This is a genomic window from Candidatus Bandiella woodruffii, from assembly GCF_034359465.1.
Classification (GTDB): Bacteria; Pseudomonadota; Alphaproteobacteria; order Rickettsiales; family Midichloriaceae; genus NDG2.
Window position 1 is genome coordinate 871,309 of record NZ_CP110820.1, and the last position, 26,326, is coordinate 897,634.

Annotated in this window: 29 protein-coding genes and 2 pseudogenes; 14 read left to right on the forward strand and 17 right to left on the reverse strand. The window is 36.6% G+C overall.

Annotated elements, in window-relative coordinates:
• The first annotated feature begins 78 nt into the window (after nucleotides 1–78).
• On the forward strand, nucleotides 79–423 hold the full coding sequence (locus Bandiella_RS07585; protein WP_407651240.1) for a DUF6765 family protein: 345 nt from the start codon (nucleotides 79–81) through the stop codon (nucleotides 421–423).
• Here Bandiella_RS07585 and Bandiella_RS05325 read toward each other — a convergent pair.
• From Bandiella_RS05325 to Bandiella_RS05335, 3 genes are all read right to left on the reverse strand, one after another.
• A complete protein-coding gene (locus Bandiella_RS05325) occupies nucleotides 385–633 on the reverse strand; it encodes an IS1 family transposase (RefSeq protein WP_323733409.1) in 249 nt (82 codons plus the stop codon). The genes Bandiella_RS07585 and Bandiella_RS05325 overlap by 39 nt on opposite strands.
• An 86-nt stretch (nucleotides 634–719) precedes the next feature.
• On the reverse strand, nucleotides 720–1,184 hold the full coding sequence (locus tag Bandiella_RS05330; protein ID WP_323732687.1) for a transposase: 465 nt from the start codon (nucleotides 1,182–1,184) through the stop codon (nucleotides 720–722).
• Nucleotides 1,185–1,367: 183 nt separating this feature from the next.
• Complete coding sequence (locus Bandiella_RS05335) at nucleotides 1,368–1,730, reverse strand: IS1/IS1595 family N-terminal zinc-binding domain-containing protein (protein ID WP_323732688.1); 363 nt, start codon at nucleotides 1,728–1,730, stop codon at nucleotides 1,368–1,370.
• A 165-nt stretch (nucleotides 1,731–1,895) separates the two neighbouring features.
• Here Bandiella_RS05335 and rpmH point away from each other — a divergent pair, with 165 nt between their 5' ends.
• The 8 genes from rpmH to Bandiella_RS05375 are packed head-to-tail and all read left to right on the forward strand — an operon-like array spanning nucleotide 1,896 to nucleotide 10,712.
• On the forward strand, nucleotides 1,896–2,036 hold the full coding sequence (gene rpmH, locus Bandiella_RS05340; RefSeq protein ID WP_323732689.1) for a 50S ribosomal protein L34: 141 nt from the start codon (nucleotides 1,896–1,898) through the stop codon (nucleotides 2,034–2,036).
• A gap of 15 nt (nucleotides 2,037–2,051) precedes the next feature.
• A complete protein-coding gene (gene rnpA, locus Bandiella_RS05345; protein WP_323732690.1) occupies nucleotides 2,052–2,423 on the forward strand; it encodes a ribonuclease P protein component in 372 nt (123 codons plus the stop codon).
• A 13-nt stretch (nucleotides 2,424–2,436) separates the two neighbouring features.
• Complete coding sequence (gene yidD, locus Bandiella_RS05350; protein ID WP_407651280.1) at nucleotides 2,437–2,655, forward strand: membrane protein insertion efficiency factor YidD; 219 nt, start codon at nucleotides 2,437–2,439, stop codon at nucleotides 2,653–2,655.
• Between the two features lie 20 nt (nucleotides 2,656–2,675).
• Entirely contained in the window at nucleotides 2,676–4,331 is a 1,656-nt protein-coding gene (gene yidC / locus Bandiella_RS05355) for a membrane protein insertase YidC (protein ID WP_323732691.1), read from the forward strand.
• Nucleotides 4,328–5,428, forward strand: coding sequence for a tRNA 2-thiouridine(34) synthase MnmA (gene mnmA / locus Bandiella_RS05360; protein WP_323733411.1), 1,101 nt, complete (start codon nucleotides 4,328–4,330; stop codon nucleotides 5,426–5,428). Before yidC ends, mnmA begins: the two co-directional genes overlap by 4 nt.
• Before the next feature lie 6 nt (nucleotides 5,429–5,434).
• The gene (gene lpxK / locus Bandiella_RS05365) at nucleotides 5,435–6,436 is read left to right on the forward strand and encodes a tetraacyldisaccharide 4'-kinase (RefSeq protein ID WP_323732692.1); all 1,002 of its coding nucleotides are present in this window, start codon (nucleotides 5,435–5,437) and stop codon (nucleotides 6,434–6,436) included.
• Nucleotides 6,429–7,439 carry an NADH-quinone oxidoreductase subunit NuoH gene (gene nuoH, locus Bandiella_RS05370; protein ID WP_323732693.1) on the forward strand — a complete coding sequence of 337 codons (1,011 nt, stop codon included), beginning with the start codon at nucleotides 6,429–6,431 and terminating at the stop codon, nucleotides 7,437–7,439. Before lpxK ends, nuoH begins: the two co-directional genes overlap by 8 nt.
• A 24-nt stretch (nucleotides 7,440–7,463) precedes the next feature.
• Nucleotides 7,464–10,712 (forward strand): FAD-dependent oxidoreductase, encoded by a 3,249-nt coding sequence (locus tag Bandiella_RS05375; RefSeq protein WP_323732694.1) that lies wholly within the window; start codon nucleotides 7,464–7,466, stop codon nucleotides 10,710–10,712.
• 32 nt (nucleotides 10,713–10,744) lie between these two features.
• On the opposite strand, the pseudogene Bandiella_RS05380 reads toward Bandiella_RS05375, so the two are convergent.
• Together Bandiella_RS05380 and Bandiella_RS05385 are read right to left on the reverse strand one after the other, a co-directional pair.
• Nucleotides 10,745–10,933 (reverse strand): annotated as a pseudogene (locus tag Bandiella_RS05380) (P-type DNA transfer ATPase VirB11); the annotation flags it as partial.
• A 79-nt stretch (nucleotides 10,934–11,012) separates the two neighbouring features.
• On the reverse strand, nucleotides 11,013–11,201 hold the full coding sequence (locus tag Bandiella_RS05385) for an IS1/IS1595 family N-terminal zinc-binding domain-containing protein (protein ID WP_323732695.1): 189 nt from the start codon (nucleotides 11,199–11,201) through the stop codon (nucleotides 11,013–11,015).
• Nucleotides 11,202–11,441: 240 nt separating this feature from the next.
• On the opposite strand from Bandiella_RS05385, the gene Bandiella_RS05390 reads away from it, so the two are divergent.
• From Bandiella_RS05390 to Bandiella_RS05400, 3 genes are read left to right on the forward strand one after another with little or no spacing between them, the layout of a single operon-like run.
• On the forward strand, nucleotides 11,442–12,113 hold the full coding sequence (locus tag Bandiella_RS05390) for a phosphatidylserine decarboxylase (protein ID WP_323732696.1): 672 nt from the start codon (nucleotides 11,442–11,444) through the stop codon (nucleotides 12,111–12,113).
• Nucleotides 12,114–12,117: 4 nt separating this feature from the next.
• Entirely contained in the window at nucleotides 12,118–12,894 is a 777-nt protein-coding gene (gene pssA / locus Bandiella_RS05395; protein WP_323732697.1) for a CDP-diacylglycerol--serine O-phosphatidyltransferase, read from the forward strand.
• Entirely contained in the window at nucleotides 12,884–13,579 is a 696-nt protein-coding gene (locus Bandiella_RS05400) for a transglycosylase SLT domain-containing protein (protein ID WP_323732698.1), read from the forward strand. The genes pssA and Bandiella_RS05400 overlap by 11 nt, the downstream gene beginning before the upstream one ends.
• Nucleotides 13,580–13,940: 361 nt before the next feature.
• On the opposite strand, the gene Bandiella_RS05405 is transcribed toward Bandiella_RS05400, so the two are convergent.
• The 5 genes from Bandiella_RS05405 to Bandiella_RS05425 form a co-directional block, all read right to left on the reverse strand.
• Complete coding sequence (locus Bandiella_RS05405; RefSeq protein ID WP_323733405.1) at nucleotides 13,941–14,525, reverse strand: IS6 family transposase; 585 nt, start codon at nucleotides 14,523–14,525, stop codon at nucleotides 13,941–13,943.
• 215 nt (nucleotides 14,526–14,740) lie between these two features.
• Entirely contained in the window at nucleotides 14,741–16,240 is a 1,500-nt protein-coding gene (locus tag Bandiella_RS05410; protein WP_323732699.1) for a peptidoglycan D,D-transpeptidase FtsI family protein, read from the reverse strand.
• A gap of 194 nt (nucleotides 16,241–16,434) precedes the next feature.
• Nucleotides 16,435–16,710 (reverse strand): cell division protein FtsL, encoded by a 276-nt coding sequence (ftsL, locus tag Bandiella_RS05415; RefSeq protein WP_323732700.1) that lies wholly within the window; start codon nucleotides 16,708–16,710, stop codon nucleotides 16,435–16,437.
• Nucleotides 16,707–17,618 (reverse strand): 16S rRNA (cytosine(1402)-N(4))-methyltransferase RsmH, encoded by a 912-nt coding sequence (gene rsmH, locus Bandiella_RS05420; RefSeq protein ID WP_323732701.1) that lies wholly within the window; start codon nucleotides 17,616–17,618, stop codon nucleotides 16,707–16,709. The genes ftsL and rsmH overlap by 4 nt, the downstream gene beginning before the upstream one ends.
• Entirely contained in the window at nucleotides 17,605–18,075 is a 471-nt protein-coding gene (locus tag Bandiella_RS05425) for a division/cell wall cluster transcriptional repressor MraZ (RefSeq protein ID WP_323732702.1), read from the reverse strand. The genes rsmH and Bandiella_RS05425 overlap by 14 nt, the downstream gene beginning before the upstream one ends.
• Before the next feature lie 474 nt (nucleotides 18,076–18,549).
• On the opposite strand from Bandiella_RS05425, the pseudogene Bandiella_RS05430 reads away from it, so the two are divergent.
• Both Bandiella_RS05430 and Bandiella_RS05435 read left to right on the forward strand, forming a co-directional pair.
• A pseudogene (locus Bandiella_RS05430) lies at nucleotides 18,550–19,035 on the forward strand (IS6 family transposase); the annotation flags it as partial.
• 73 nt (nucleotides 19,036–19,108) lie between these two features.
• Nucleotides 19,109–19,495, forward strand: a complete 387-nt coding sequence (locus Bandiella_RS05435; protein ID WP_323732703.1) for an IS1 family transposase — start codon at nucleotides 19,109–19,111, stop codon at nucleotides 19,493–19,495.
• Here Bandiella_RS05435 and Bandiella_RS05440 read toward each other — a convergent pair.
• From Bandiella_RS05440 to Bandiella_RS05470, 7 genes are all read right to left on the reverse strand, one after another.
• Complete coding sequence (locus Bandiella_RS05440) at nucleotides 19,482–20,009, reverse strand: thioredoxin domain-containing protein (protein ID WP_323732704.1); 528 nt, start codon at nucleotides 20,007–20,009, stop codon at nucleotides 19,482–19,484. The genes Bandiella_RS05435 and Bandiella_RS05440 overlap by 14 nt on opposite strands.
• A gap of 29 nt (nucleotides 20,010–20,038) precedes the next feature.
• Nucleotides 20,039–20,758: a ribonuclease PH gene (gene rph / locus Bandiella_RS05445; RefSeq protein ID WP_323732705.1), complete on the reverse strand. Its 720-nt coding sequence runs from the start codon at nucleotides 20,756–20,758 to the stop codon at nucleotides 20,039–20,041.
• On the reverse strand, nucleotides 20,755–21,459 hold the full coding sequence (locus Bandiella_RS05450) for a protein-L-isoaspartate O-methyltransferase family protein (protein ID WP_323732706.1): 705 nt from the start codon (nucleotides 21,457–21,459) through the stop codon (nucleotides 20,755–20,757). The genes rph and Bandiella_RS05450 overlap by 4 nt, the downstream gene beginning before the upstream one ends.
• 160 nt (nucleotides 21,460–21,619) lie before the next feature.
• Entirely contained in the window at nucleotides 21,620–22,468 is an 849-nt protein-coding gene (gene prmC, locus Bandiella_RS05455; RefSeq protein ID WP_323732707.1) for a peptide chain release factor N(5)-glutamine methyltransferase, read from the reverse strand.
• Nucleotides 22,465–23,517, reverse strand: coding sequence for a bifunctional diaminohydroxyphosphoribosylaminopyrimidine deaminase/5-amino-6-(5-phosphoribosylamino)uracil reductase RibD (gene ribD / locus Bandiella_RS05460; RefSeq protein ID WP_323732708.1), 1,053 nt, complete (start codon nucleotides 23,515–23,517; stop codon nucleotides 22,465–22,467). Before ribD ends, prmC begins: the two co-directional genes overlap by 4 nt.
• A gap of 11 nt (nucleotides 23,518–23,528) precedes the next feature.
• The gene (locus tag Bandiella_RS05465) at nucleotides 23,529–24,755 is read right to left on the reverse strand and encodes a dicarboxylate/amino acid:cation symporter (RefSeq protein WP_323732709.1); all 1,227 of its coding nucleotides are present in this window, start codon (nucleotides 24,753–24,755) and stop codon (nucleotides 23,529–23,531) included.
• Between the two features lie 122 nt (nucleotides 24,756–24,877).
• Complete coding sequence (locus Bandiella_RS05470) at nucleotides 24,878–26,101, reverse strand: TolC family protein (RefSeq protein WP_323732710.1); 1,224 nt, start codon at nucleotides 26,099–26,101, stop codon at nucleotides 24,878–24,880.
• Between the last annotated feature and the right edge of the window lie 225 nt (nucleotides 26,102–26,326).

Sequence of the window (26,326 nt, forward strand, 5' to 3'; positions counted from 1 at the left end):
TCCAATTTCAGCGAACATTTTATTTATTTTGTTACTTACGCATAATCAACACCTGATCTATGCTTCATATCACATAACATGAAATATTTACAAGTGGATATAGAATATCATTATTACATTACGTATCTAATTGCAAACATATCTGGGTTTCAACTTCAGGAGTCTTATATAATTGCTCATAGCTCACAATATGTGGACGATAATGACTTGGAGTTGGATGTATATAATTGCAAAAAAACAGCCCAGCCCTATAGAAATATGGCCAGCTCCTTAAAAGACCTCTCCTGCGACAAAAAGAAGATGGAGAATATGCTTATGGCTTTCCATTTCTTGCCAGGTGATACGATAAGCAATAGGAAGGATGGACAAGAGCATAGCAGAGTGTTAGCCAAAGATAGATATAAAATTGCCCTGCTCACTTAGGAAATTATTGTTATCCTCAAAATGTACCCAGAGCTTAATCGTAAGATCGACAACTTCTTCAGATTTTGAAACTACCTTTGTTTTTCTGGTCATTCTTGCAATTCTGTGCCTTGTGTTTGAGTTATTGGACTCAATTGAGAGTGTATGTTGTTTGCCAACAACATGTTGATGGCGAGGTATAACCTCTGGTTCTGTCGCATCTGTGAAAATTCAGTGCAAAAAGTGAAAAGTGAAAATTTCAAAGTGCGGAAAATCGGGAGTTAAAAATTCTTAATTTTTACTTTTTATTTCAAAAATTAACAGATGCGACAGAACCGACTTGCATCAACAAAAGTAAATACCTCGCTCATATATCCTTGAGATTTTAGTTGATCTCTAAAAATGGCAAAGATTTTTGATAACAAATTTGTTCCTATCTTTGAGCGGATTCTACTAAAAACGCTATAATCAGGTGTGGCTTCGGTTAAATCAAAATCACAAAACCACTTGGCTGCAACACTGTCACTCAAATATCTTTCTAGTTCACGATCTGACAAATCTTCCATAAACTGTAACAACAAGCATTTAAATAAACGTAAAACACCATATCCCTTATAATTAGCAGGAGATTCAATTCCCTTCAGCTCTTGCTCTGCTGCCCCAAAATTAAACAGCTCCTTAAATTTGCGATATTGATGCTCACTACCAACCAATTGATCCAAACATACCATTATTATTTGATGCGCTGATGACATTTTTCTCTTCTTTATTCTGTAATCCACTCCACTATACCTTTCTTTATTCCATCTTGCAACACTCCCATAATAACAGAAGATTCATTAACGCAGTATTTTGGGTTCTGTCGCATCTGTTAATTTTTGAAATAAAAAGTAAAAATTAAGAATTTTTAACTCCCGATTTTCCGCACTTTGAAATTTTCACTTTTCACTTTTTGCACTGAATTTTCACAGATGCGACAGAACCGTATATAGCTCATCCATCTCTAATATCTCTATACGCCTCTTATCTCCCTCTATCTTTTGATTCGTCACCATCTCATCTACTACTTTCCCTGCTTGTTTGATCCAATAAAATACTGTACTTAACGGGATATTTAATATGTGAGCTATCCTCCTAATTCCGCAGTTATTTAGATACATCTTTATCACCATGCTCCTCTCTTTATTACCATATTTCCAATTCTTCCTACCATCTCCTTCTGTAAAGTTTTTATTACAACTCTTACATTTGTATCTCTGCTTTTTCCTTGCATATCCATTTTTTGATACCTCTTTCCCTTTGCAATATTTACATTCTATTTTCTCCATTTTTCCCTTTCTTTTTTTTCCTTCCCTCTCCTTATATCACATTCTTTTCTTCTTTCCTATCCTTTTTAAAACACTCCCAATTTGGTTATTGTTGGCGATGTTGACTTTGCGTTATATTTGAGCTAAAAAGTAAGCTGAGATTTAATGTAATTAAGTATATAAAAGATGGCAACGAAAAGGACATATCAACCAAGTAACTTAGTGCGTAAAAAAAGGCATGGGTTTAGAGCGAGGATGGCTACCGTTGGTGGTAGAAAAGTTATTAACAACAGAAGAAGGCAAGGTAGAAAAGAATTGTCAGCATAGGTTGTACTATTGCATTTGAAAGATTTTAAGATTACCAAAAAAGCTGAGTATCAAAAGTTATTCAGTGAAGCTAATAAGGTAATTAGTAAGTACTTCATTGTGCTCTACCAGCCCCCTGAACCGAGCGAATTGCGCAAGTTTAGATACGGTATAACCGCGAGTAAAAAAGTGGGAAATGCGGTTGAACGGAACAGATGTAAGAGGATCGTTAGAGTTTTAATGAAAGATATTTGTGCAAGGGCTATTGACGAGAACATAAACATCAACATCAATGTAATTGCACGCAAATTTGTTACAGGTAAAAGTTTCTCTAGTATAAAAAGTGATTTTATGTTTTGTTTAAACAAAATATTTAGCAATGAAAGACGCAGTATCAAAGATAATTAAAGGTTTGTGCCTGATGTTTTTGGCGGTGTACCAAAACATGATATCACCATATATGGCACCTTCTTGCAGGTATTATCCTAGTTGTTCTAACTATGCTAAAGAAGCCGTAAAAGAATTTGGGATAAAGGGAATATTTCTAACATTTAAGAGAATACTAAGATGTAGCCCGTTTTCCAAAGGGGGATATGACCCTATCCCACAAAAGTCTGCAAAGACTGATAAATATAAATAAGTAATTAATTGATTAGTTAAATGAGTAATAATCTTAGAACAGTGTTAGTTTCGGTGTTATCTATGTTGGTTCTGATTTTTTGGCAGATATATTTTGTAAAGAAAGAAGCCCCAGCTCCTGTTGCGCCACAACAAAATGTCCAAAAACTTGAAGGACACGATTTTTTAGCGGCTAAAGATAACACAAGCCAGGGAGAAGAATCAAAGGGAGCCAGAGTCATTTTTCAAAATGGTGCGATTACTGGTTCAATTAACTTAGTTGGGGCGAAAATAGATGACTTGACTCTATTACGTTATCAAAAGACTGTTCAGGAAGACAGTGAAGATGTGGTGTTGTTATCACCAGTACATACAAAAGAGGTATATTATGCTGAGTTTGGCTGGTTATCAGGTGATAGAAATGTGAAATTACCAGACAATAAAACTGTCTGGAGTGCAGATAAACATGAGTTGAAGCCAAATGATAAAGTAAAGCTTACGTGGAAGAATGTAGATGGCTTGAGATTCGTAATAACAATAACAATGGATGAAAATTACATGTTTACCATTGAACAAAGTGTTTCTGGCAAACAAGGCTTTGACCTAAAACCATATGCTGCCTTAAGTAGAGGTAAACATGGGAATGGAGAAAGTCAAATGTTAATCCATGAAGGTGGGGTTGGAGTGTTTGAAAACAAACTACAGGAAGTAACTTTTGACGATTTAAACGATAAAAAATTATATAAATTTTCCGATGCAAATAACGGTTGGTTTGGCTTTTCTGATAAGTACTGGCTCACTGCAATTATTCCAGAAAAGTCTGGATTGTCAGCTAGATTTATCGAATATACTTCTGGTCAAGAACAAAGGTACCAAGCAGATGGTGTAATGGATGGGCAAAGTTTGGACGGTGAAGCAAATGGTGTTAGGTTCAGATTTTTTGCCGGCGCAAAAGAATTAAAGTTACTTGATGAATATGAGCAAAAATATAATATTAAACTTTTTGATAGGGCGGTTGATTTTGGGGTTTTATATTTTATCACGAAGCCTATATTTCTTGCTCTGAATTTTTTTCATTCCTTGGTTGGTAATTTTGGTGTTGCAATCATTTTACTTACGGTATTTATCAAACTGCTACTCTTCCCTTTGGCTTATAAAGGATTCAAAGGAATGAATAGGCTGAAAGATCTTCAGCCTGAAATGGCAAGGTTAAAAAAAGTCTGCGGTGATGATAACGTCAAGCTACAAAAAGCTATGGTAGAATTATATAAGAAAGAAAAAGTTAACCCTGTTAGTGGTTGTCTACCTTTGTTACTTCAAATGCCTGTGTTCTTTGCTCTTTATAAAGTTCTTTACGTTACTTTAGAAATGAGGCACGCAGAGTTTTATGGATGGATTAATGACTTATCTGCTCTGGATCCGACGAATATTTTTACTTTATTCGGTTTAATACCTTGGAGTCCACCAAGCTTCCTTCATATTGGTGTTTTGCCAATAGTTATGTCATTAACATTATTCTTACAACAAGGGTTGAACCCGCAACCAACTGACCCAACCCAAGCTAAAGTTATGAAGCTATTGCCGTTGATATTTTTATTTATGTTTGCTTCTTTTCCTTCTGGTTTGGTATTATATTGGTCGTGGAGTAATATTCTTTCCATTATTCAACAGATTTTAATTAAGAGAATTACAAAATAGTGAGCACGAAGAGACACAAGGGTAAAATAGTTGTTGCCATGTCTGGCGGGGTTGATAGTTCCACCGTTGCTGCAATGCTTCATGAAGAAAATTATGAAGTAATAGGGGTCACCCTGCAACTTTATGATGTTGGAGAAATGGCATTAAAAACTAAGGCGTGTTGCGCAGGACAAGACATATATGATGCGAAGAATGCTGCAGATATAATCGGCATACCGCATTATGTCTTGAATTATGAGAATCTTTTTAGCCAAAAAGTTATAGAAGATTTTGTGGACAGTTATGTTGCTGGAGAAACGCCAATTCCATGTGTTAAATGCAATCAAAAGGTAAAATTTGAAGACCTATACAAAATGGCCAAAGACTTGGGGGCTAAAGCACTTGCAACCGGACATTACGTGAGGAAGGAAAGAGCTAATGGTGAAGATATGCTTTTGAAGGGGGTTGATGCCAATAAAGACCAAAGCTATTTTTTATTTGCTACAACGAAGGAGCAACTTAATTTCTTAGAATTCCCATTGGGTGGTTTAGTGAAAGAAGAAACAAGAGCCCTTGCCATAAAATATGGTTTGAACGTTGCAAATAAAGCCGAAAGCCAGGATATCTGTTTTGTACCGAATGGTAATTATTCAGAGGTTATCAGAAAATTAAGACCACAGTCCTATCAACCAGGGAACATTGTTTCCAAGGATGGGATTGTTTTGGGGCACCATGATGGCATAGTCAACTTCACTGTTGGTCAACGAAAAGGGATAGGGATCGCCCATAAAACACCTCTTTATGTAATACAAATTGATGCCAAGAACAACCAAGTTGTTGTGGGTGAAAAAGATGATCTGAAATCTGCTCGCTTAAAAATCAAAGAAGTGAATTGGTTAGCCCAAGATGCGGACTTACAAAAAGAATTTAGATGCTCAGTGCGACTGCGCTCCAACCACGAAGAAATCAACGCCACCGTAAAATATTTGGGAAATGGTTATGCAGATGTTACACTTGATTCTTTTTACTATGGGATCACCCCGGGGCAAGCATGCGTTATGTATGATGGTGATAGGGTTCTTGGGGGTGGGTGGATAATGAAAAATAGTATGGAGTAAAATTTAGTGCGCACAATAGATAAATTAGCCAACTATATACAGAGCACCTTGTGGTTTAGGGTTACGTTAATTAACTATCTATTATTGCCTTTCTCTCTGGTATACAGCTTAATACGAAACCTGAGATATTATTTTTTTCAGACCCCAGTACATTTTAAAAGCAAGGTAATCTGTGTGGGCAATTCTGTATCTGGTGGTGCCGGGAAAACCCCTGTTGTTATAAGATTAGCCATTTTGTTAAAAGAAGGTGACAAAAAGGTTGCTGTGGTTGCAAGAGGATACAAAGGTGTTTTAAGCAATTCAAAAGAAGCTATAAAGGTGGATTTGGACAAGCACTCATATAGAGAAGTTGGTGATGAGACCATGCTTGTAGCAAAATATGCTGATGTTTTTATTTCAGCTAACAGGGCTTTAGCAATAAAAGAGGCGCAAAAATATGGGGCTGAAATTATAATATTGGATGATGGTTTCCAGGATAATACGATACATAAAGATTTATCTATACTGGTGATCAGCTCAGCCGAAATTAAAAATAAGTTCTTAATTCCAGCTGGTCCAATGAGGGAGAGTCTGAATACAAGTTTAAAAAAAGCTGACATTGTAATTGTTCCTGAAAATAAGCAATATGCGTTGCAAGGAAAATATCTGGTTGGAAAGGAGGTTTTAAAGCAAGGGCAGGTTATCAGTAACGCAAAAGAACTGGAGGGAAACCAATACATACTTTTGTGTGCTATTGCTCAGCCTGATAGGGTGGTAACAACTGCTAGAGAGTTAGGTGCAATAATTAAGAAGAAGCATTTCTATCCAGACCACTATAGTTTTTCTGAAAGGGAATTGAAAGTGATTTATAAACAAGCCCAAAAATATAACTGCAAAGTTTTGACAACAACAAAAGATTATGTAAGACTACCCCAAGATTACCTTGAAGATACTGCTGTGTTAAAGTATTACGTTGAGTTTGATGATGAGGAGAAGTTAAGGGAGAAGATATATAACCTTTTTGATTGAAAATATGTTTGAAGCCATTCAAGAAATAATAATTATCATTCTACCCATATTAGCTAAAATACTGATGTTTTTAATACCATTGCTTTTATGTGTGGCATATTTGACTTTAGCAGAAAGAAAGATTATAGGTTGGATGCAATTGAGGGTAGGGCCAAGTAGGGTTGGGTTTTTGGGACTGTTACAACCAATTGCTGATGTGGTAAAGCTAATTTTTAAAGAGCCGATAATCCCAAACTCAGCTGATAGAGTACTATTTTTGTTGGCCCCAATAATCACTTTTTCATTAGCAATGATTGGTTGGGCAGTCATTCCAATTGATAATTTTGTTATTGCAGATTTAAGTATTGGTGTGATGTATGTGTTGGCAGTCTCTTCTTTGGGGGTGTATGGTATTATAGTCGCTGGCTGGGCTAGTAACTCAAGGTATGCATTCTTTGGTGCCATCAGATCAGCAGCACAAATGATTTCCTACGAAGTGGCAATTGGGCTTTGCGTTGTGTGTGTTTTGCTGGCTACTGGGTCATTAAATCTCACTGAGGTTGTGAATGCGCAAAAAAACATGCCACTACACATGGAATTGCTACTCTTCCCAATGTCGGTTGTGTTTTTTATTTCCATATTGGCAGAGACAAACAGACATCCTTTTGATTTGCCAGAGGCGGAATCTGAATTGGTTGCTGGGTATAACGTTGAGTACTCATCCATGTCTTTCGCTCTGTTTTTTTTAGGTGAATACGCCAATATGATATTAATGAGTGCCTTTATGGTGCTATTGTTTATGGGGGGTTGGTTACCACCATTTAACTTGGGATTTTTAGGCTTTGTTCCTGGTATGGTATGGTTTGTTTTAAAAGTAATGTTTTGCTTGTTTATTTTCATTTGGATCAGAGCATCGATCCCAAGATTCAGGTATGATCAGCTAATGAGGCTTGGTTGGAAGGTGTTTTTACCTTTCACGTTGGTTTGGACAGTTGTGATTGCTGCTGTTGTTGTGTATACCTAATTATCAAAAAGCTCATTCAGCCGCATGCTCAATTTTGGAATTACTTTTAAAGATTTATATTCATACGTGGGGCTTGAGAAACTTGATGAGACTTTCTTGAAATATTTGGGGGAGAATAACCAAAGTTTATTGCAGAAATTACTGGTTTACAGATTAGAGGGTGGTTTTCAATCTGACATAACGATTGAACTTGCCCCATTTTTAGAAAGTTTTTTGATTGCGTTGTTTAAACTTGATTATAATGCTGAGAAAAATTTTAATTACCATAAAAGACTTGGCTTATTATTTGAATGCAGAAGAAAATTCATACAAAGAAGAGTAAGGCGAGATGATTATGATCAAGCTAAATTTAATGACGCTATAACAGCGTTAAAAAATTCTAAGGTTGACCTTGATGATGAAGTGTCCATTGCAGAGAACATTTTGAGGTGGCTTGACGAGGATAATGAAGCGATGTTGTTGGCATCCAAAATCTATGCCTCATGGGTACTTTATGATGAAATTGGTCAGAAGAAATATAAGGACGGAGTATTGTTTAAACTGCCTAAAAAACTGCATTTCGACAAACTGATTGAGTACGCAACAGATATAAGTGGAGCAAAATATTTCAAAGCTGATAAACTTCGCCATAGAGAAGGTTTCGATTGCACAGATTCTAAGCTAAGTCAGGAAAAGGCAATAACACATGCAAATTATTGCATACATTGTCATCACCAAAATAAAGATTCTTGCTCCAAAGGTCTTTACAAAAAGAATGAAGAGGTTGAAACTAACCAGTTAGGAACAGAGCTCAAAGGCTGCCCTTTGGGAGAAAAAATTTCCGAGATGAACTTTCTTAAAAAAGAAGGAATTGTTTTGGGTGCCTTTGCAACTGCGATTATCGATAACCCAATGGTTGCAGGAACCGGGCATAGAATCTGCAATGATTGTATGAAGTCCTGTATATATCAAAAACAAGAACCAGTCGATATACCATTAATTGAAACAAAAATATTAGACGATGTACTAAAGTTGGATTGGGGATTTGAGATATATAGCCTACTGACCAGATGGAATCCTTTAAAATCAGATGGATATTTACCAAAAAGACCCAACAATAATAAAGTATTGGTAGTTGGACTAGGGCCTGCAGGTTTTACTTTAGCACATTACTTAATTAATGAGGGATTCACAGTTGTAGGAATAGAGGGGCTAAAAATTGAGCCCATGGATCAGAACATCACTGGAATAACACAAGACGGTGATCGGGTTGACTTCAAACCCATAAAGCACCTATCAGAGATAGAGGAACCACTCAGCGAGAGAAAAGCTTATGGCTTTGGTGGTGTTGTCGAGTATGGCATTACTGTGAGATGGAACAAGAATTACCTCACTATATTAAGACTGCTTTTGGAAAGACGCGAAAATTTCAGAATGTATGGCGGAATAAGGTTTGGTAGCACAATCACCTATAATTCAGCAAAAGAGCTTGGGTTTAGCCACGTTGCACTTGCAGTTGGAGCTGGTAAACCACTTGTTCCTGATATCCCAAATATTTTGGTCAAGGGGGTAAAGACTGCCTCTGACTTTCTTATGTCTCTTCACACACTTGGTCCTGCAAGAAAAAATAGTTTGGCTAATTTACAAATAAGGCTGCCGATAGTTGTGATAGGCGGAGGACTTACTTCAATTGACACGGCAACTGAAAGTTTGGCTTATTACCCCATTATGGTAGAAAAGTTATTGTGTGAATATGAAAAGATTTCGACCAAGTTATATGAAAAGCTGGATGAGGAAGAGAAAGAAATTGCAGCAGAATTTATTCATCACGCCCAAGAACTACGCAAACATCCAAGCAAAAAGCTTGAGTTATTAAGGAAGTGGGGTGGAGCAAAAATAATATACAGAAAAAGATTGGAAGAGTCACCAGCCTACAGGCTTAGCCACGAAGAACTGGAAAAAGCTCTTGAAGAAGGGGTTGAATTTGTGGATAAGACTTATCCAATTGAAGTAACCGTGGATAAATATGGACACTGCAAATCGGTTATCTGTAACTCTAAAGATATTCAAGCAAGAACCATTTTTATTGCAACCGGGACTGCGCCTAACACAACGTTGTCCAGGGAAGATGTTGAACATTTTGTATTGGATTGGAAGTACTTTAAAATTCAAAATGATGAATTTTTTACAAGAATAGAAAAGGATTTTAGTATGAGTGTTTTAGGTGATGCACATCCAAAATATGCAGGAAGTGTTGTAAAAGCCATGGCGAGTGCAAAGAATAGCTATAAAAAAATTGCACAACAAGTTTTGTTGGCGTGCCAAAGCAACTTGCAAAAAGCGTCAGACTTTTTTGCCTCACTGGATGGATTGTTGATGTCCAAGGTTGTTGAGGTTAAGAGGTTGACTCCAAATGTTGTTGAACTTCTGATCAAAGCTCCATTATCTGCCCGTGAATTCCAACCAGGACAGTTTTACAGGCTTCAAAATTACGAATCAAATGTTCAAAACGTTAAAGCAATGGAACCTTTAGCATTGACTGGTGCGATGGTGGATAAGGAGAAAGGGGTTGTTTCGTTCATAGTATTGGAAATTGGGGCTTCTTCTAATATTTGCCAACACCTGAAAACTGGTGAGATTGTCAGCTTGATGGGACCGACTGGTTCTCCAACTTATATACCCAAAAAAGAGATGGTTATATTAGTAGGCGGAGGGTTGGGAAACGCCGTACTATTTTCTATAGGCAAAGCGTTGAGGGATAACGGGTGTTATGTTTTATATTTTGCGGGCTATAAAAAATATACCGACGTTTTTAAAGTTCAAGAAATAGAGGGGGCAGCTGATAAAATTATTTGGTGTTGTGACGAAAAAGAACTAACCCCATCTAGGAGTCAGGACAGCTCATTCCATGGCAACATAGTCGCTGCATTCTCAGAATATAACCGAAAATTTTGCGTGTCGAGTGACTTTGCACTAAATAAATTTGATAGGTTGATCACTATTGGTTCGGACTCCATGATGAAAGCTGTGGCTTATGCAATTCAGAGTAACTTGAGACATTTGTTTAGTCCAAGGCTGAAAGCCATTGCATCTATAAACTCGCCAATGCAGTGCATGATGAAGGAAATATGTGCCCAGTGCTTGCAAAAGCACATTGATCCAAAAACCCAAAAGATTAGTTATGTGTACAGCTGCTTTAATCAAGATCAGGAGTTGGCATTAGTGGATTTTGAGCATCTAAGCTGTAGATTGAAACAAAATAGCTTGCTTGAGAAGGTGCCTCAAACAATTTAAACGTTGGTACAATTTATAGACGACAGATAATTTTATGGTTTAAAATATATCTCTGAGACATATCTTCGGCCTTTTTCACCTCTTTTAAGCTGTACTATAATGTTGATTACTTGCATAATATACTCTTTAATCTGCTCTGCAGGCAATCCCAGTCCTGCTTGCATTACCATCAGTTTCAACTGCTCGATAGCCATCAGAGGAGAATCCGCGGGTTCTGTCGCATCTGTTAATTTTTGAAATAAAAAGTAAAAATTAAGAATTTTTAACTCCCGATTTTCCGCACTTTGAAATTTTCACTTTTCACTTTTTGCACTGAATTTTCACAGATGCGACAGAACCCTCTTTATTACCATATTTCCAATTCTTCCTACCATCTCCTTCTGTAAAGTTTTTATTACAACTCTTACATTTGTATCTCTGCTTTTTCCTTGCATATCCATTTTTTGATACCTCTTTCCCTTTGCAATATTTACATTCTATTTTCTCCATTTTTCCCTTTCTTTTCTCCTTCCCTCTCCTTATATCACATTCTTTTCTTCTTTCCTATCCCTTTTAAAACACTCCCTAAAACAAAGCCCCATTACAAATAAAAATATCCGCATAAAACCTTAAGTACTTTTTAAGTGTGTTACTTTTTATCAACATTGCTAGGAAAAGTAAATGTAAAATTTTTAATTTAAGTTAAACATTATATGTGCTATAAGGTTATGGAATTATTTTTATAAAACTATGTTTGAATCTATAAGGGACTTTATGCCAGGCATTCACAGAGAGGGTTATTTTTTTATTAGCATATTTGTTATCGTTACTGTTGTGTTTTTTGCGTTATCTGCCCCTTTGGGCTGGATGGGCGTTGTGCCAACAGCATGGTGCATTTTTTTCTTCCGTGATCCAGAAAGAGTTATACCTACTCAAGAAAACTTATTGATCAGCCCAGCTGACGGCGTTGTGCAAAGAATCACAAAATCCAAACTACCAAAAGAAATAGCGGATACAGATGAAGAAATGACAAGGGTGAGTATATTTCTTAATGTATTTAATGTACATGTAAATAGAATTCCAACAAATGGAGTGGTAAAGAAATTGCACTACCATCATGGTAAATTCTTTAATGCTTCTCTGGATAAAGCCAGTGAGCATAATGAAAGACAGTCCGTACTAATCGAAACAAAAGATGGCCAGAAAATAGGGGTTGTGCAAATTGCAGGATTAATAGCAAGAAGGATAGTATGTGATTTGGAGGATAATCAAGAAGTTGAAACTGGTGCAAGATTTGGCATTATAAGATTTGGAAGCCGGGTTGATGTTTACTTACCAAGCCAACTTGAAGTGAAAGTTTTAGAAGGACAGACAATGATAGGTGGAGAGACAGTAATTGCCCAGTTGCAAAAGAGCAAATAAATAGATGAGTAAAACAACAAAGAAGCTTACAATCCCAATACAAAAGCTAATACCGTCAATCGTCACGATATTGGCCTTGTGTTTGGGAATTACATCAATCCGATATTCTTTAGATGGCAAGTTTCACATAGCAGTGGCACTTATTGCTGTTGCTGCTTTTTTTGATGGTATTGATGGTAGGATTGCAAGATTATTAAACTCAACAAGCGAATTTGGTGCGCAGTTGGATTCATTAGCAGATTTGTGTAGCTTTGGCGTTGCTCCAGGTCTTGCGGTTTATCTTTGGTCTTTAAAAATGATCCCATATAAGGGTGCCGGTTGGGCGATTGTCTTGTTTTACATAACGTGTTCAGCGCTTAGGCTAGCAAGATTCAACGTACAAGCATCTTTGGAACGTCAAGCAGATAAAGAAAGAAACGATAGTAACTTCTTCGTTGGTGTGCCGATGCCAGTTGCAGCTGGATTATTGCTTGTGCCCATGATGTTTACATTTGAAATCCTTGAAAAATGCCTCTTTATTGCGTCTTATTGGTTTGTGGCTCCTTATATGGTGTTGATAGGGTTTTTGATGGTCAGTAGGTTGCCGATTTATTCAGCGAAAAAGATTAATATATCAAAAGAGAAGGTGAACATTATATTGGTGATTATAGGAATGATATTCACAGGTATTATATTAGAGCCATGGATACTGTTGCCTATTATAGGGATTTGTTATATAATACTTATACCGGTCGGGGTTTATTTTTATTACAAGAAGAAAGGAAAATCAGATGCTGAATAGTAGTAAGAAGTATATATTAGCGTTTATTGCTATTTTTTGCATTGCTGCGCATAATAATTCCTTTGCTGCAGTTACTAGCGACTCTGAATCTTTGCATTGTCTAAGGGCGATACATCACTTTGAAAAAAAGTATAATATTCCATCTAATTTTTTATACCTTATTGCTTTGGTAGAATCTGGTCAGTGGGATAAAAACTTTAAAATGCTCCAACCTTACCCTTGGACGCTGAACCTGGCTGGGAAGTCGATGGTGTTCAAAAACAAACGTGAGATGTTGATAGCTTTGAAGGCGAATATAGCGAATGGCCGAACGAACATAGATATTGGCTGTGGTCAAATAAATTATCAACATCATAAAAAGCATTTTAGTAATCTTGAGCAAATGGTTAATCCTTACTATAATGTTGAGTACTCTGCACGCTATCTATCTCGAAACTTTAAAGAAACAAAAGATTGGGGTAGAGCTATAGCGTTATACCATTCACGTAACCCAACACATAGCAGTGCATATATAAAAAAGATTAAAAGCAAAGTTAAAAACGGCCCTAACTTACAACTTGCACTCAACACTGAGGTCAATAACAGACTGGGAATTATTGCAAGCAAAGCCCCTAGTGGAGGAGGAGTGGTGTTAAAGAAACATTCCAGAGATGGAATTATGGTTTATAATGCCAATAATCGTTAGTCATATTTTTGGGATCGTAAGAACGAAATTTTAAATCTCCAGATTATAAAATATGCTTAATATGAAAAACAGCCTCCATAGTCTTAAGCTTGGTAACCAAAAAAATTTTTATCACTTTGTAAAATGGCGGTTAACTAGAAAAGAACCAAAATGGCCAAAAATCATTAAAGAACCAAATCAATATGATATACCTCCAAACACTGTGGATGGTGATTCATTTAGGGTGAGTATGGTTGGGCACTCGACCTTACTAATACAGACCCATGGATTGAACATATTAACCGATCCAATTTGGTCAGATCGTGCAAGGGCACCGTCAAGTTAATGGAGGTAAGGGCGTGACAGAGCATCTTTTTGAAAATTATGCAGCAGCTATGGATTGAGCGGCGTGATCCCAAATAGATTTAGCTTCGAAAAACATTTCTTTTTGCTTGCTAGAACTGTTAATATACCTGCCCACATCTACTGAAAATATGTTCCTTATTTTTCCCATCAAAGAAAGAGTTTGCTGTACCCCAGAAGGAGATTTGAATTTTATTAGGCATTTCTCTTTCCTGCGTGTTGGTTGGTGTGCATTTTCAACCCTATTATTTAATCCTTTATGGCGCCTATGCTCTGTTTTAGGGCACATTTCTTTTATAGGTTTGGTATAGCTTTTTAATTTATCTGTCACGATTACTCTGGGTACTGGATTTGATTGTAATAATCTTGATAAAAACCTTATCGCAGACTTTTTATTACGTCTGGTCTGTAGGAAGACATCTATCTCATATCCATCTTCATCTACAGCTCTCCACAAAATAAAATATTTACCGTTAATTTTAATGCTCATCTCATCCAAATGCCATTTATCCTTTACTTTCCTCTGCTTCTTCTTGATTATATCTAAAAACCTTTTTCCAAATTTAATACACCATGCTCTTATCGTTTCATGGCTTACTTCTATACCCCTTTATAACAACTCTTCTGCTACGTCTCTATAACTCAAATTAAATCTGTGGTACAACCAAACTGCATGTCCTATTATCACCATTGGATATCTGTATCTGCTCGCTCTTTCTTCCATTGTTTTTCTATTATTTTTTATTTTGCTCCAATTTACTATTTTTTCCCTCTTCTCTCAATACCTTTTGCACCTCAACTTTTTTAACTTGACGGTGCCTATCTGGCATCAGCATATCTTTTATACATCGGTTGATAGTCTATGTATAATGCTTCAATAATTTTTGGATCTGTTGTGTCAATAGGAGCTATATTTAATATTGGTGCAATTCTTGAGACAATATTGGATATTACTGGTGCCGAGACTTGGCCACCTGTTGCGAATCCAAAATTTATCTTATTGGGCTTGGGCTCGTCTATCAACACCAAGATTGAATATTTAGGATCGTTTATGGGGAATGCTCCCGCGCACAATGCTATATTCAAATTTTTGTTATACCTACCGTTGATTATTTTTTCTGCAGTTCCGGTTTTTGCTCCAACTAAATAATCGTTAAATGATGCTTTTTTTGCCGAACCATCTTCTGCGGTACGCCTTAGCATTTTGTTCATAAGAGCAGAAGTATTTGATGAGAAGACTTTCCTCCCTTCAATCTCGTCGTTATTTCCCTTTATTAAAGTTGCCTTTCTAAAAATCCCTTTATTAACTATCGCTGAAAAAGCTTGAACTAAGTGAACTGGTGTCATTGATATCCCGTGTCCAAAGCTTATTGTGGCTGAGCTTAGCTCTTTCCATCTTGCATCGCTTGGGTATATTGGGCTGGAAGTCTCTGGGATTTCAAGACTTATCTTCGAAAGTAACCCCAGCTTCTTGAGGTACTCCTTCTGTTTTTTTACTCCAACTTTGCGGATCATCTGTACCACCCCTCTATTTGAAGAATACATTAAAACTTCTGGTACGGAAAGAAAACCACCTTTTCCCCTATAATCATTAATTTGATAATGGTTTATTTTTAAAGGTGTTGAAACATCAAAATGCTCACGTATGTTAATTTTCCCAGAATCAAGAGCCATAGCTAAAGTCATGGGCTTTAAAACTGACCCCATCTCATAAACACCAAGTGTTGCTTGGTTAAACAGTTTTTTGCTGTTTATATTGCCAATATTAGAGGGATCAAAATCTGGCAAACTCACAATACTAATTAACTCTCCAGTATGAACATCCATAACAATAGCAGTTCCACCTATAGCACTGTGCGTGGTAATTGCATTTTCAAGCTCTTGCTTGACTATGTATTGAATCTTGGAATCTAAACTGATTTGAACTGCTTGTTCATTAGGGTCTTGTAGAGACTTATTAAATGAAGACTCTATCCCTGATATCCCATTGTTGTCTATATCAACCAAGCCTATTATATGTGAAAATAAATTTTTATGTGGATATATCCTTTTTTGATCTTTCACAAAGTATACACCAGGCATTCCTAAATTATGCAGCTTTTGTTGCTCATGAGGTGTTATGTGTCTTTTAAGCCAGATAAAATTTTTACTAATACGTAGTTTTTCCCTTATTTCTTTTTGGTTAACGTCTATCTCCCGAGCAATCATTGATAACGACTCTTCTGGGTTTATAAAATGTGTTGGGTTGATGTAAGCAGATGCTGTTGGCAAGGTAGACGCCAGTATAATACCATTTCTATCAACAATATTATTCCTCATATGTAGACTTTTACTATATGAGCTGGATGTGTGGTGAAACTCACCAAAATTGAAAATCGAAAGATCGCAAATTCTTAAAACTAAAGTAAGCATTACAGTGAGTACCGCGCAAAATACAATCTGCACCCTTCTGCGACTTATCCTAAGCATTTCGCAGTCAAGTTGCTCTTTTACGTGTATTATCTTAAAGCCGGTCATTTCCCATCAAATTTTTCAAGTTGATCTTTGCTTATATTTATAAGATGAAGATGTTTCGCTTGAAGGGCGTTGATTCTTTCTGGGGTAAGCAAATAAGCCAGTTCAGTTTTTAATACCAAAATATCGTTTTCTTCTTGAGATATTTGCTTTTGCATGCGGGTTAATTCCTTATTTTTTTCTATCACCCTGGACTTAACTGAAAACAAAAAAATAATGCTTCCAATAAGAAGTGCAATGTAGATGGCAGATAATGTTGAGAACTTTAATTTCATAACACCCTTCTCACTCCTCTTAACTTAGCTGATCGAGCTCTTGGATTTTTTCTGATTTCTTGATAGTTTGGGGTGACCACTTTTTTGTTAATTCTTTCAAAAAGATTACCACTTGAATCCTGCGATATCTCTTTAAAAAAATCCTTTACGATTTTATCTTCAAGGGAATGGAAGGTAACTATAGCCATTGTAGCTTGAGGGCCCAATAGCTGGGGCAGCTTTCTCAATGTTAGTTTTAAAGTCTCAAGCTCATTGTTCACCATAATTCTAAGCGCTTGGAACGTTCTGGTTGCAAAATGAATGTTATCTTGGTAACTCCTGGCATTGGGGTTCATTGCCTCCACTAGCTTGGCAGTTGTGAGAATTCTTTCTCTTTGCCTAAATTGCACGATGTTTTTTGCTATTGACCTTGACTTTCTTTCTCCGCCGTAGTTATAAATCAAATCAGCCAACTCTTTCTCGTAAAGCTCATTAACCAGCTTTTCTGCGGTGGTTGTCAACCTGTTATCCATTCTCATATCCAATGGACCGTTTCCGCTGAAAGAAAACCCCCTTTCTTTATTATCCAATTGCATGGATGAAACACCTAAGTCAAATACTATACCATCTACACTGTTGATATTTAAGTTCTTCAAAATTTCATCTATGTTGATAAAATTATCATTCACAAAATGGAACTTATTCCTAAACTTCTCACCTATAGCTTCTGCGTATTTTTGAGCATTACTATCACAATCAATTGCAATGACTGTGCAATTAGCTTTGTTTAATATGGCTTTTGTATAACCACCTGCACCAAACGTTGCATCAATATAAACTTTATTATCTTGTGGCTGCAGCATTTCGAGAGCTTCTGCAAGCAATACAGGAGTGTGATCTTGTTTTGTTATAAGTTCATTGACCTGCATCTGCCCTCTTTTGTAAAAGTGATGTTTCTTTAGCCATTGCTCTAGCTTTTTGATAATAGCTATTAAACTTTTCTTTATCCCATATCTCAAAAGTAACTCCTTTCCCAACAAAAAGGAGTTTTTTGTTAACCCCCACCAAGTTCACCAGCCTTTCGGGCAGAGACACCCTACCTTTTGAATCCGGTTGCATAGGCTCACAATCTGCAAGAACTGCAGTTGCTATCGCATCACGTTTGCCGGAAAAAATATCCATGCCGTCTAAAAAGTTTTGTAATTTGCTAATCCTTTCAAAAGTGCAGACTTCTATACATTCGTTAATAAACGAACTGTATGCATAAATTTCCTTAGTAGCTTTGTAGTCCAAAACATTTCTAAAGCTCGCAGGTATTGAAATTCTGTTTTTATCATCTATCTTCCCTTCATAGGTTGAAAGAAACATAGTGCTTCCATGTGTCATTGACAATATCAATAAATTAACAACAAATAGCCTTTTCACCCGTATAACACATTTTAATGGGATAACATAGCATTATTTTGGGATGATTAGGGGAGTGTTGCAAGATGGAATAAAGAAAGGTATAGTGGAGTGGATTACAGAATAAAGAAGAGAAAAATGGGCACCGTCAAGTTAAAAAAGTTGAGGTGCAAAAGGTATTGAGAGAAGAGGGAAAAAATAGTAAATTGGAGCAAAATAAAAAATAATAGAAAAACAATGGAAGAAAGAGCGAGCAGATACAGATATCCAATGGTGATAATAGGACATGCAGTTTGGTTGTACCACAGATTTAATTTGAGTTATAGAGACGTAGCAGAAGAGTTGTTATAAAGGGGTATAGAAGTAAGCCATGAAACGATAAGAGCATGGTGTATTAAATTTGGAAAAAGGTTTTTAGATATAATCAAGAAGAAGTAGAGGAAAGCAAAGGATAAATGGCATTTGGATGAGATGAGCATTAAAATTAACGGTAAATATTTTATTTTGTGGAGAGCTGTAGATGAAGATGGATATGAGATAGATGTCTTCCTACAGACCAGACGTAATAAAAAGTCTGCGATAAGGTTTTTATCAAGATTATTACAATCAAATCCAGTACCCAGAGTAATCGTGACAGATAAATTAAAAAGCTATACCAAACCTATAAAAGAAATGTGCCCTAAAACAGAGCATAGGCGCCATAAAGGATTAAATAATAGGGTTGAAAATGCACACCAACCAACACGCAGGAAAGAGAAATGCCTAATAAAATTCAAATCTCCTTCTGGGGTACAGCAAACTCTTTCTTTGATGGGAAAAATAAGGAACATATTTTCAGTAGATGTGGGCAGGTATATTAACAGTTCTAGCAAGCAAAAAGAAATGTTTTTCGAAGCTAAATCTATTTGGGATCACGCCGCTCAATCCATAGCTGCTGCATAATTTTCAAAAAGATGCTCTGTCACGCCCTTACCTCCATTAACTTGACGGTGCCGTATAGAGATATTAGAGATGGATGAGCTATATACATACGTCAAAAAAAGAGAATAAAACAAGAATATGGACTGCTGTCGATAGGGACAGATTCAAAACTGTTGCGTTTAAAGTAGGTTCAGGTGATAAAGAAAATTACGTAGATTTAGCTCGTGAGCTAGGAGAAAAATACCAAATTCGTTATATGTGTACAGATGGGTATGAGGTCTATTGTCATTATAAAATTGCTCAAATACATCTGCAGACAAAGTCTGAAACTTGTTTGGTTGAGAGCTTCAATTCCTCCTTAAGGGATATGCTTGCTAGATTAAATCGCAAGACTAAACGCTTTAGCAAGTGTTCTGAAATGCTAAGATTATCCCTTGTTTTATTTTTTAACAAAGCTTTAGCTCTTTCTATCTATTTATGAACACTCCCAATAAAAAAGTAGGGGTATGGTTAATTTCCAACACCTTCATTGATGTATAGGACTTCGCAAGTATTAAATTAGCCATATCTTTATTCTCAAAACATTGTTTTAACTTTATTGGATTTAGCCCGCTTAACCTTGAAATGTTCTGCAACACTTTTTTGAAGTCTTTTCTAAATGCCCAACTATTTTGTGAATTAAATAGGACATCGATAATTCTAAAATATTCTTGTGGGAAACAATTGGCCAAAATTGCACCATATAGTGCCGGCTCGTTCGCTGGATAATCGCGCAATATGTAGAGTACTTCGCCTGAGTCTATGTAGTGTTCTTTAATTTTTGGAAAAACATCTCTATGAAAAGATGCACATCCAGGACAAGATAAAGCTGAATATTCAATCAACACAACTTTTGCTTTTACGTTGCCAATATAGTGATCTTGCTCATTAAAACGCAAAACTTCTGATCTATCTGGGTAATCTTCAGCCCAAACTTTTGTAAAAAATACTACCAAAAAACAGAAGAAACAAATAAAATTCCTTATCATGCAATATTCAGAACTTCATTCTGTTTTTTTATCAATTCCCCAATGCCAGAGTCAGCTAGCGCATACATTTGGGAAAGCTCTTCTTGGGAAAACGTTTTTCGCTCAGCAGTTGCCTGAATTTCCACAATTTTTTTGCTTTTGGTCATAACAAAGTTTGCATCCACTTGAGCAAGGCTATCCTCACTATAATCCAAATCTAACAAGATGTTTCCACCAATTATGCCACAAGAAATGGCTGCTACTTGCTCTTTTATAGGGAAAATATTAACTCCGCCTTGTTTGTGGAGTTTTTGCAAAGCTAGGTAAAGCGCAACGTAAGCTCCAGTTATAGATGCAGTTCTTGTACCTCCATCTGCCTGGATTACATCACAATCCACAATAATCTGCCTTTCTTTTAATGCGACTAGATTCACAGCTGTTCGCAAAGTCCTGCCAATCAATCTTTGAATTTCCTGAGTTCGTCCACTCGCCTTTCCTTTTGTCACTTCTCTTTGCATTCTTGAGTTGGTTGAACCTGGCAACATTCCATATTCAGCAGTAACCCAACCAGAACCAGTGCCCTTTAAAAATCTGGGAACCGTTTCATCAACATTCGCGATACAGATAACATGAGTATTTCCAATCTGTACAAAGCATGAACCATCGGCAAATTTATTGCAATTAACTTCCAATTTTACCTTTCTTAATTGGCCAAACAATCTTCCGTCATTTCTCATACTAAGCTACCATTTAGATCCATATAAACATTAAGCCTATAGTCAGCATCAACGTTAAACAAAACCTCCCTAATCAAGTTGCCACGATGTTTAACATACTTTACCGCTTGCGCGAGATGATTTTTCTTTTCAATTAATGTCAAACGACCATTCTCCAATAAACGCGATTTTAAAAATTCAGGAATTTGATTGAGTATGCCATTAACAAAAATCAAATCAAATCTCGCTCCATCAGAATTATGCTTAAATTCCATTGTAACATAAAACTCTATTTTCTTTTCCGCATGCATAAGTAAAACATGACCTAAAGCAGTTTTAAGAATTCTCCTATCCACATCAATTGCGACTACATTTTGTGCAATAGTTGAGATAATAATAGACGAATAGCCACTATTCACCCCTACATCAAGGACCGTGGAATTGCTATTGATTTCGCCAGCTTGCAACATTTTTGCAAACACCATAGGTGTCATTAGGTATCTATTATCATCAATAAATGTCTGCGTATCCCTGATTGGGAGTATAGAATCTACATACGCAACATCCCTCCATTTATTATCAACAAATTTATGCCGGAATACTTTCAACATCGCATCGATGATGTTTTTATCGGTAACGCCATTTGGTACTAGTTGGTTGTAGACCATATTATATCTAGCCTTCTCAAAATATTTATTGCCTAGATTTTCTAACTTTTGCAACGCGTTATAACGATTTTATTTCTGCTTACCATTTATTATCGCATTAATTAATTAATTGCAGCAAATATTTGCTTCACTATAACATTTTCTACATAACATCAGCGATATACACTCCTTTAACTTGAAAAATTGGCATCGTTATATTTTATCGCGCGTTTTTTTATACTGAATATACAACACGGTTTATGCCCTGCAAGTCTTTGTAAAATTCGAATTTATATCCCGCACACTCCAATATGTTACTTATGGCATCGCTTTGATTATAGCCAATTTCCAATACCATAGCACCGCCTTTTTTAAGAAAATTTTTAGCATTATGCACGATCATTTCATAATTTTCAAAGCCATGGGAAAAGTCAGTTAAAGCAATGCTTGGTTCAAAATTTTTGACATTCGGTTTCAAATTATCCCATTCACACTTTGGTATATAAGGTGGGTTTGCAACAATAATGTCGAATTTTTTCCACCTATTTAGTGCATAAAACCAGTTGCTTTTCACAAATTTCACTCTTTGGTTTCGTTGGTTGATGTTTGCGTTGACTGCAGCTATCTCTAATGCTTTTTCTGACACATCAACCCCAATACCAATGGAGTTTTTAAATTCGTCCAACAGTGATAAAATAATGCATCCACTTCCCGTGCCCAAATCAAGTATATGCAAGTTTTCAAGTTTTTTATGCCCCAGCTTTTTTAGAACAACATCTATCATAAGTTCCGTTTCTGGCCTTGGAATTAAAACATTGTGGTTAACTTTAAAGATGCGTTTCCAAAAACACTTATATCCAACTATATACGCTATTGGTTCGAAAGCTAACCTCCTATTTACCAAGGACGTAAATCTATCGTGGACATCCTGTGATATTCTGCTATGCAGTTTAAAAATTATTTCCTGTGGCTGCTCCAGGCCCATACAATGCGCCAACAAAATTTTTGCATCCAACATGGATGTTTCTATCCCAACAGCTTTAAACGACTCCTCAGCTTGTTTAACAAGGTCAATAATAATCATGCATCGTTCTCCCCTATCACTATTGTATTGAACTGTGGGCAATCACTGATGTTTGGAATGTTCATATCCCCTATGCCACTTATTCCATCAGCTCCAATGATTTTATTTGATTGGAATATCACAAGCTTATCCGGCAATTTAGCCTTTATAAATGATGTACTAACTTTTTGCCCAGCTTCTATGAGTAAGTTATTCACACCTAAAACCGCCAGCTTTGCAAGCACATCAGCAAGACATAAACCGTCTTTATCAGCACGCACCTTAATTACTTCAATGTTTTTATAAGGATTTTGCCCCTCGCTTACAGCGGTGAAGATAATGGTCCTTATGTTGTTTGCTGTTTGCACTATTTGCGAATATTTTGGCATTCTAAAAGCTGTGTCTAGTATAATGCGTATAGGGTTATGTCTTACGTTTGGCAATCTGCAAGTGAGCAATGGGTCGTCGTCTATGACCGTTTGTATTCCGGTTAATATTGCATCATTTTGCGCCCTTAATTCATGAGCCAAGTCTCGCTGTTTTTGGCTTGTAATCCATTTGCTTTGCCTGTTTTTCAAGGCTATTTTACCATCTAAACTCATTGCTAATTTAAGAGTGACGAAAGGTACTTTATCTAAAATTCTTTTTTTAAACCCCATTATTACTTCCTCACATTCTTCTTTAAGCACGTTAACTTTGATTTCTATGCCGGTTTGCTTGAGCATTTGTATGCTTCTTCCATTTATTTCTGGATTTGGGTCTGTCGTACCTATCACAACTTTCTTAAAGCTTGATTTGATTATTTTTTCCGCACAAGAAACTTTGTCAGCTGAGCTAATACAGCATGGTTCAAGTGTGACGTAAATTATTGCTCCTTGGGAATTTTCTCTCAACATGTCAATAGCTGTGGCTTCAGCATGTGGTTTGCCACCATTTTGCGTTCTTGCTTCAGCTATTACTGTATCGTTTTTCACTATAACACATCCAACAGAAGGATTGGGAGATGTTTGCCCTAAACCAGACTTTGCAAGCTCAAGAGCTCGCTTCATGTAATACTGATCTTGATCCACGAACGCAGCAGCTATTCTGAGGTTATCTTTGAATAATACACTTTTTCGTTCAACGTACCCTCCATTTTATCCACTATAACAGTAACAGTACAATCTCCTGTGATGTTAATCATTGTTCTTAACATCTCCAAAAGCCTGTCTATCCCCATTATAATACCGATTCCCTCAAGTGGAATACCAACAGATGACAATACCATTCCCATCATCACCATGGAACCTCCTGGGAAGCCCGCAGCTCCTATTGAACCTATCGTCGCTGTCATTACCAGTATGACGTAATGATAAAAATCCAATGGAATACCAAAAATCTGAGCAAAAAATATTGAGCAAATCCCCAGATAAATAGCAGTACCATCCATGTTTATTGCAGCTCCCAGAGGTAATATAAATGACGCAGATTCTTTTGAAACACCAACTTTATTCCTTAATTCAGATATAGCTGTTGCAAGAGTGGCTTTGCTGCTTGATGTCGCAAGCGCTAATGACTGCGTATTTGACATTTTTTTATAAAAAGGCAGTGGGTTAACCCTTCCAAAAACCAATAACATTACACCTAAAAATATGTACTGTATAAACAGCGCTCCAACAACAACAGCAATAAATTTACTCAAATGAAGCATTATGTCAATTCCATACTGCGCAATCACCCATGACATTATCGCAAACACACCATAAGGGGTCAGCTGAATCACCAAATGGATCATTTTGAATATCAAATGGGTGCAGGAGGAAATGAAATTTTTCACTTCTCGCCCTTTATCACCTATTAAAATTAATGCAAATCCTGTGAAGAACGCAAAAACTACTATCTGTAATGTGTTACCTTCTGCCATTGCTTTAATAGGATTGCTTGGAATAATATTCATAAGCAAATGCTTTAAAGCATGTCCTTGTTCAGGAGAGTGTACTTGCTCACTTAAAGCTATGCTAAGACCAGCGCCTGGCTGAAAAACATTGGCAAGTGTAAGCCCTGTTGTTACGGCAAACATGGTTGTGCTCATATATAATAAAAACGCTCTCTTTCCCAACCTGCCAAAAGTATTGGCATCACTTATATTTGTTATTCCGTTTAAAATGGAAAACAAAATCAACGGCACCACAACCATCTTAATCATATTCATAAATATTGTGCCGATTGGTTCAAGGGACAATGCGTATGGCTTAAAGAACATTCCAAATAGTATCCCTAGCGCCATACCAACCATCACCTTTTGCCAAAGCTTTAACTTTATATTCATCTAACCTCTACCTTAATATTAAAACGTACTACGAAAAGCTTTTCATACGAATTGCACAATCGTTAAACCAGATTTGCACCCCCAATTCCTCAAGATGAGGCTACAATTTCTTCAATAATATATTAACTATTAATAACTTCTGGTAAGTTGCCAATTAATTTATATATCTTGAACAGCGCCAGCTTATTCTCTTCCTCTCTTCTTAATCTATTTAATACTGATGTATTATAATCTCTTTCTCTATCTATAACGCTAAATATTGTCTTCGCACCAACTTCAAATTCAAGTTGTACCCCTAAGTAAGTTTGATAATAATGTTGCTCAGATTGGAGGGCCAAATTATAAACATTTATACTGGAGGTGTATTGATCCCAAGTACTGACGGCTTCTGCCTTAATTCTTTCAACAGTGTCCCTTAGACTGTAATCAAACTTTTGCTTTTCCTTTTTTGCTTCAGATATTGCAATGTAGTCAGCACCACCATTATTGAATATAGGTATATCCATTCTGATCCCATAAGTATCTCCATCTTTTCTTAGTTGCACCCCGTTCGTTGAAAGAACTGGCCCATCCTGCCTTAGGATGTCTGCAAATAAACTAACTCTTGGCGCAAGCCTTGACGCCGCAATGTTGACTCCTTGTTTAGAGGCTCTAAGTTGCTGTCTTGCAAACAACAGCTCCGGATTTTTTTGGTTTACCAAGCTTTGGAAATCATTTAGTGTAGCTATCTTTTGATATTTGGTGGCATCTATACTTTCCATATCACTTGGCGCTTCTTCCCCAATGTAGTACAAAAATGAAGCCTCAACTTGTGCTTTTTGCACTTTATAAGACTCCAAATCACTTTTCAGCGCCGCAAGATTAGCAAGAGAGACCGACAACGATGTCTTAGTCTCTGCGCCAGATTCCACGTTCAACTCAGCCTTTTGAGCTGATTTTTCACCCATCTCAACGCTTTTCTCCTGGACCTTTACCAACTCTCTAAGCGTTAACACGCTTTGATACGACTCTATAGACTTATATATCGTATCATTTAGTTCTTTGGCATATTGTTGATAAGCAGCGTTAACCTCCGCATCAGCAGCTATTGCCTTAGCAACACTTGAGCCACCAGAAAAAATATTCTGCTCAATATTAAGAACTAACGAACCCTGAGGGTCATTTTCAGTATATGGAATCCCATCAAACTGCTTATATTTGACAAAGCTCTTTGCTAGTCGTGCATTCACGCTAGGAAGGAATTCTGCAGCGACTTTTGGTTTCTTCAGTATCGCTATCTCTAATTGCTTTTTTGAAATCTGTACTCTTTGGTTGTTTTTCAGCGATGATGCAATAGCGTCTTTCAAACTATAAGCATATATATCTGGGGCCATTAGCAAGAGCACCATACAAAATATCACGGATGACCTAATTTTCATAATAAACATTCATTTATTTCGTTTGGGACAGTATACATCAATATTCACGAAACACAAACATATTTGTATTTGTGAAGTCACCTATCTCCCATAAAATTGTTAGATCTGCAGCACCATAATCCCAGGGTTGACATTGCACTTCATGCTCAGTAG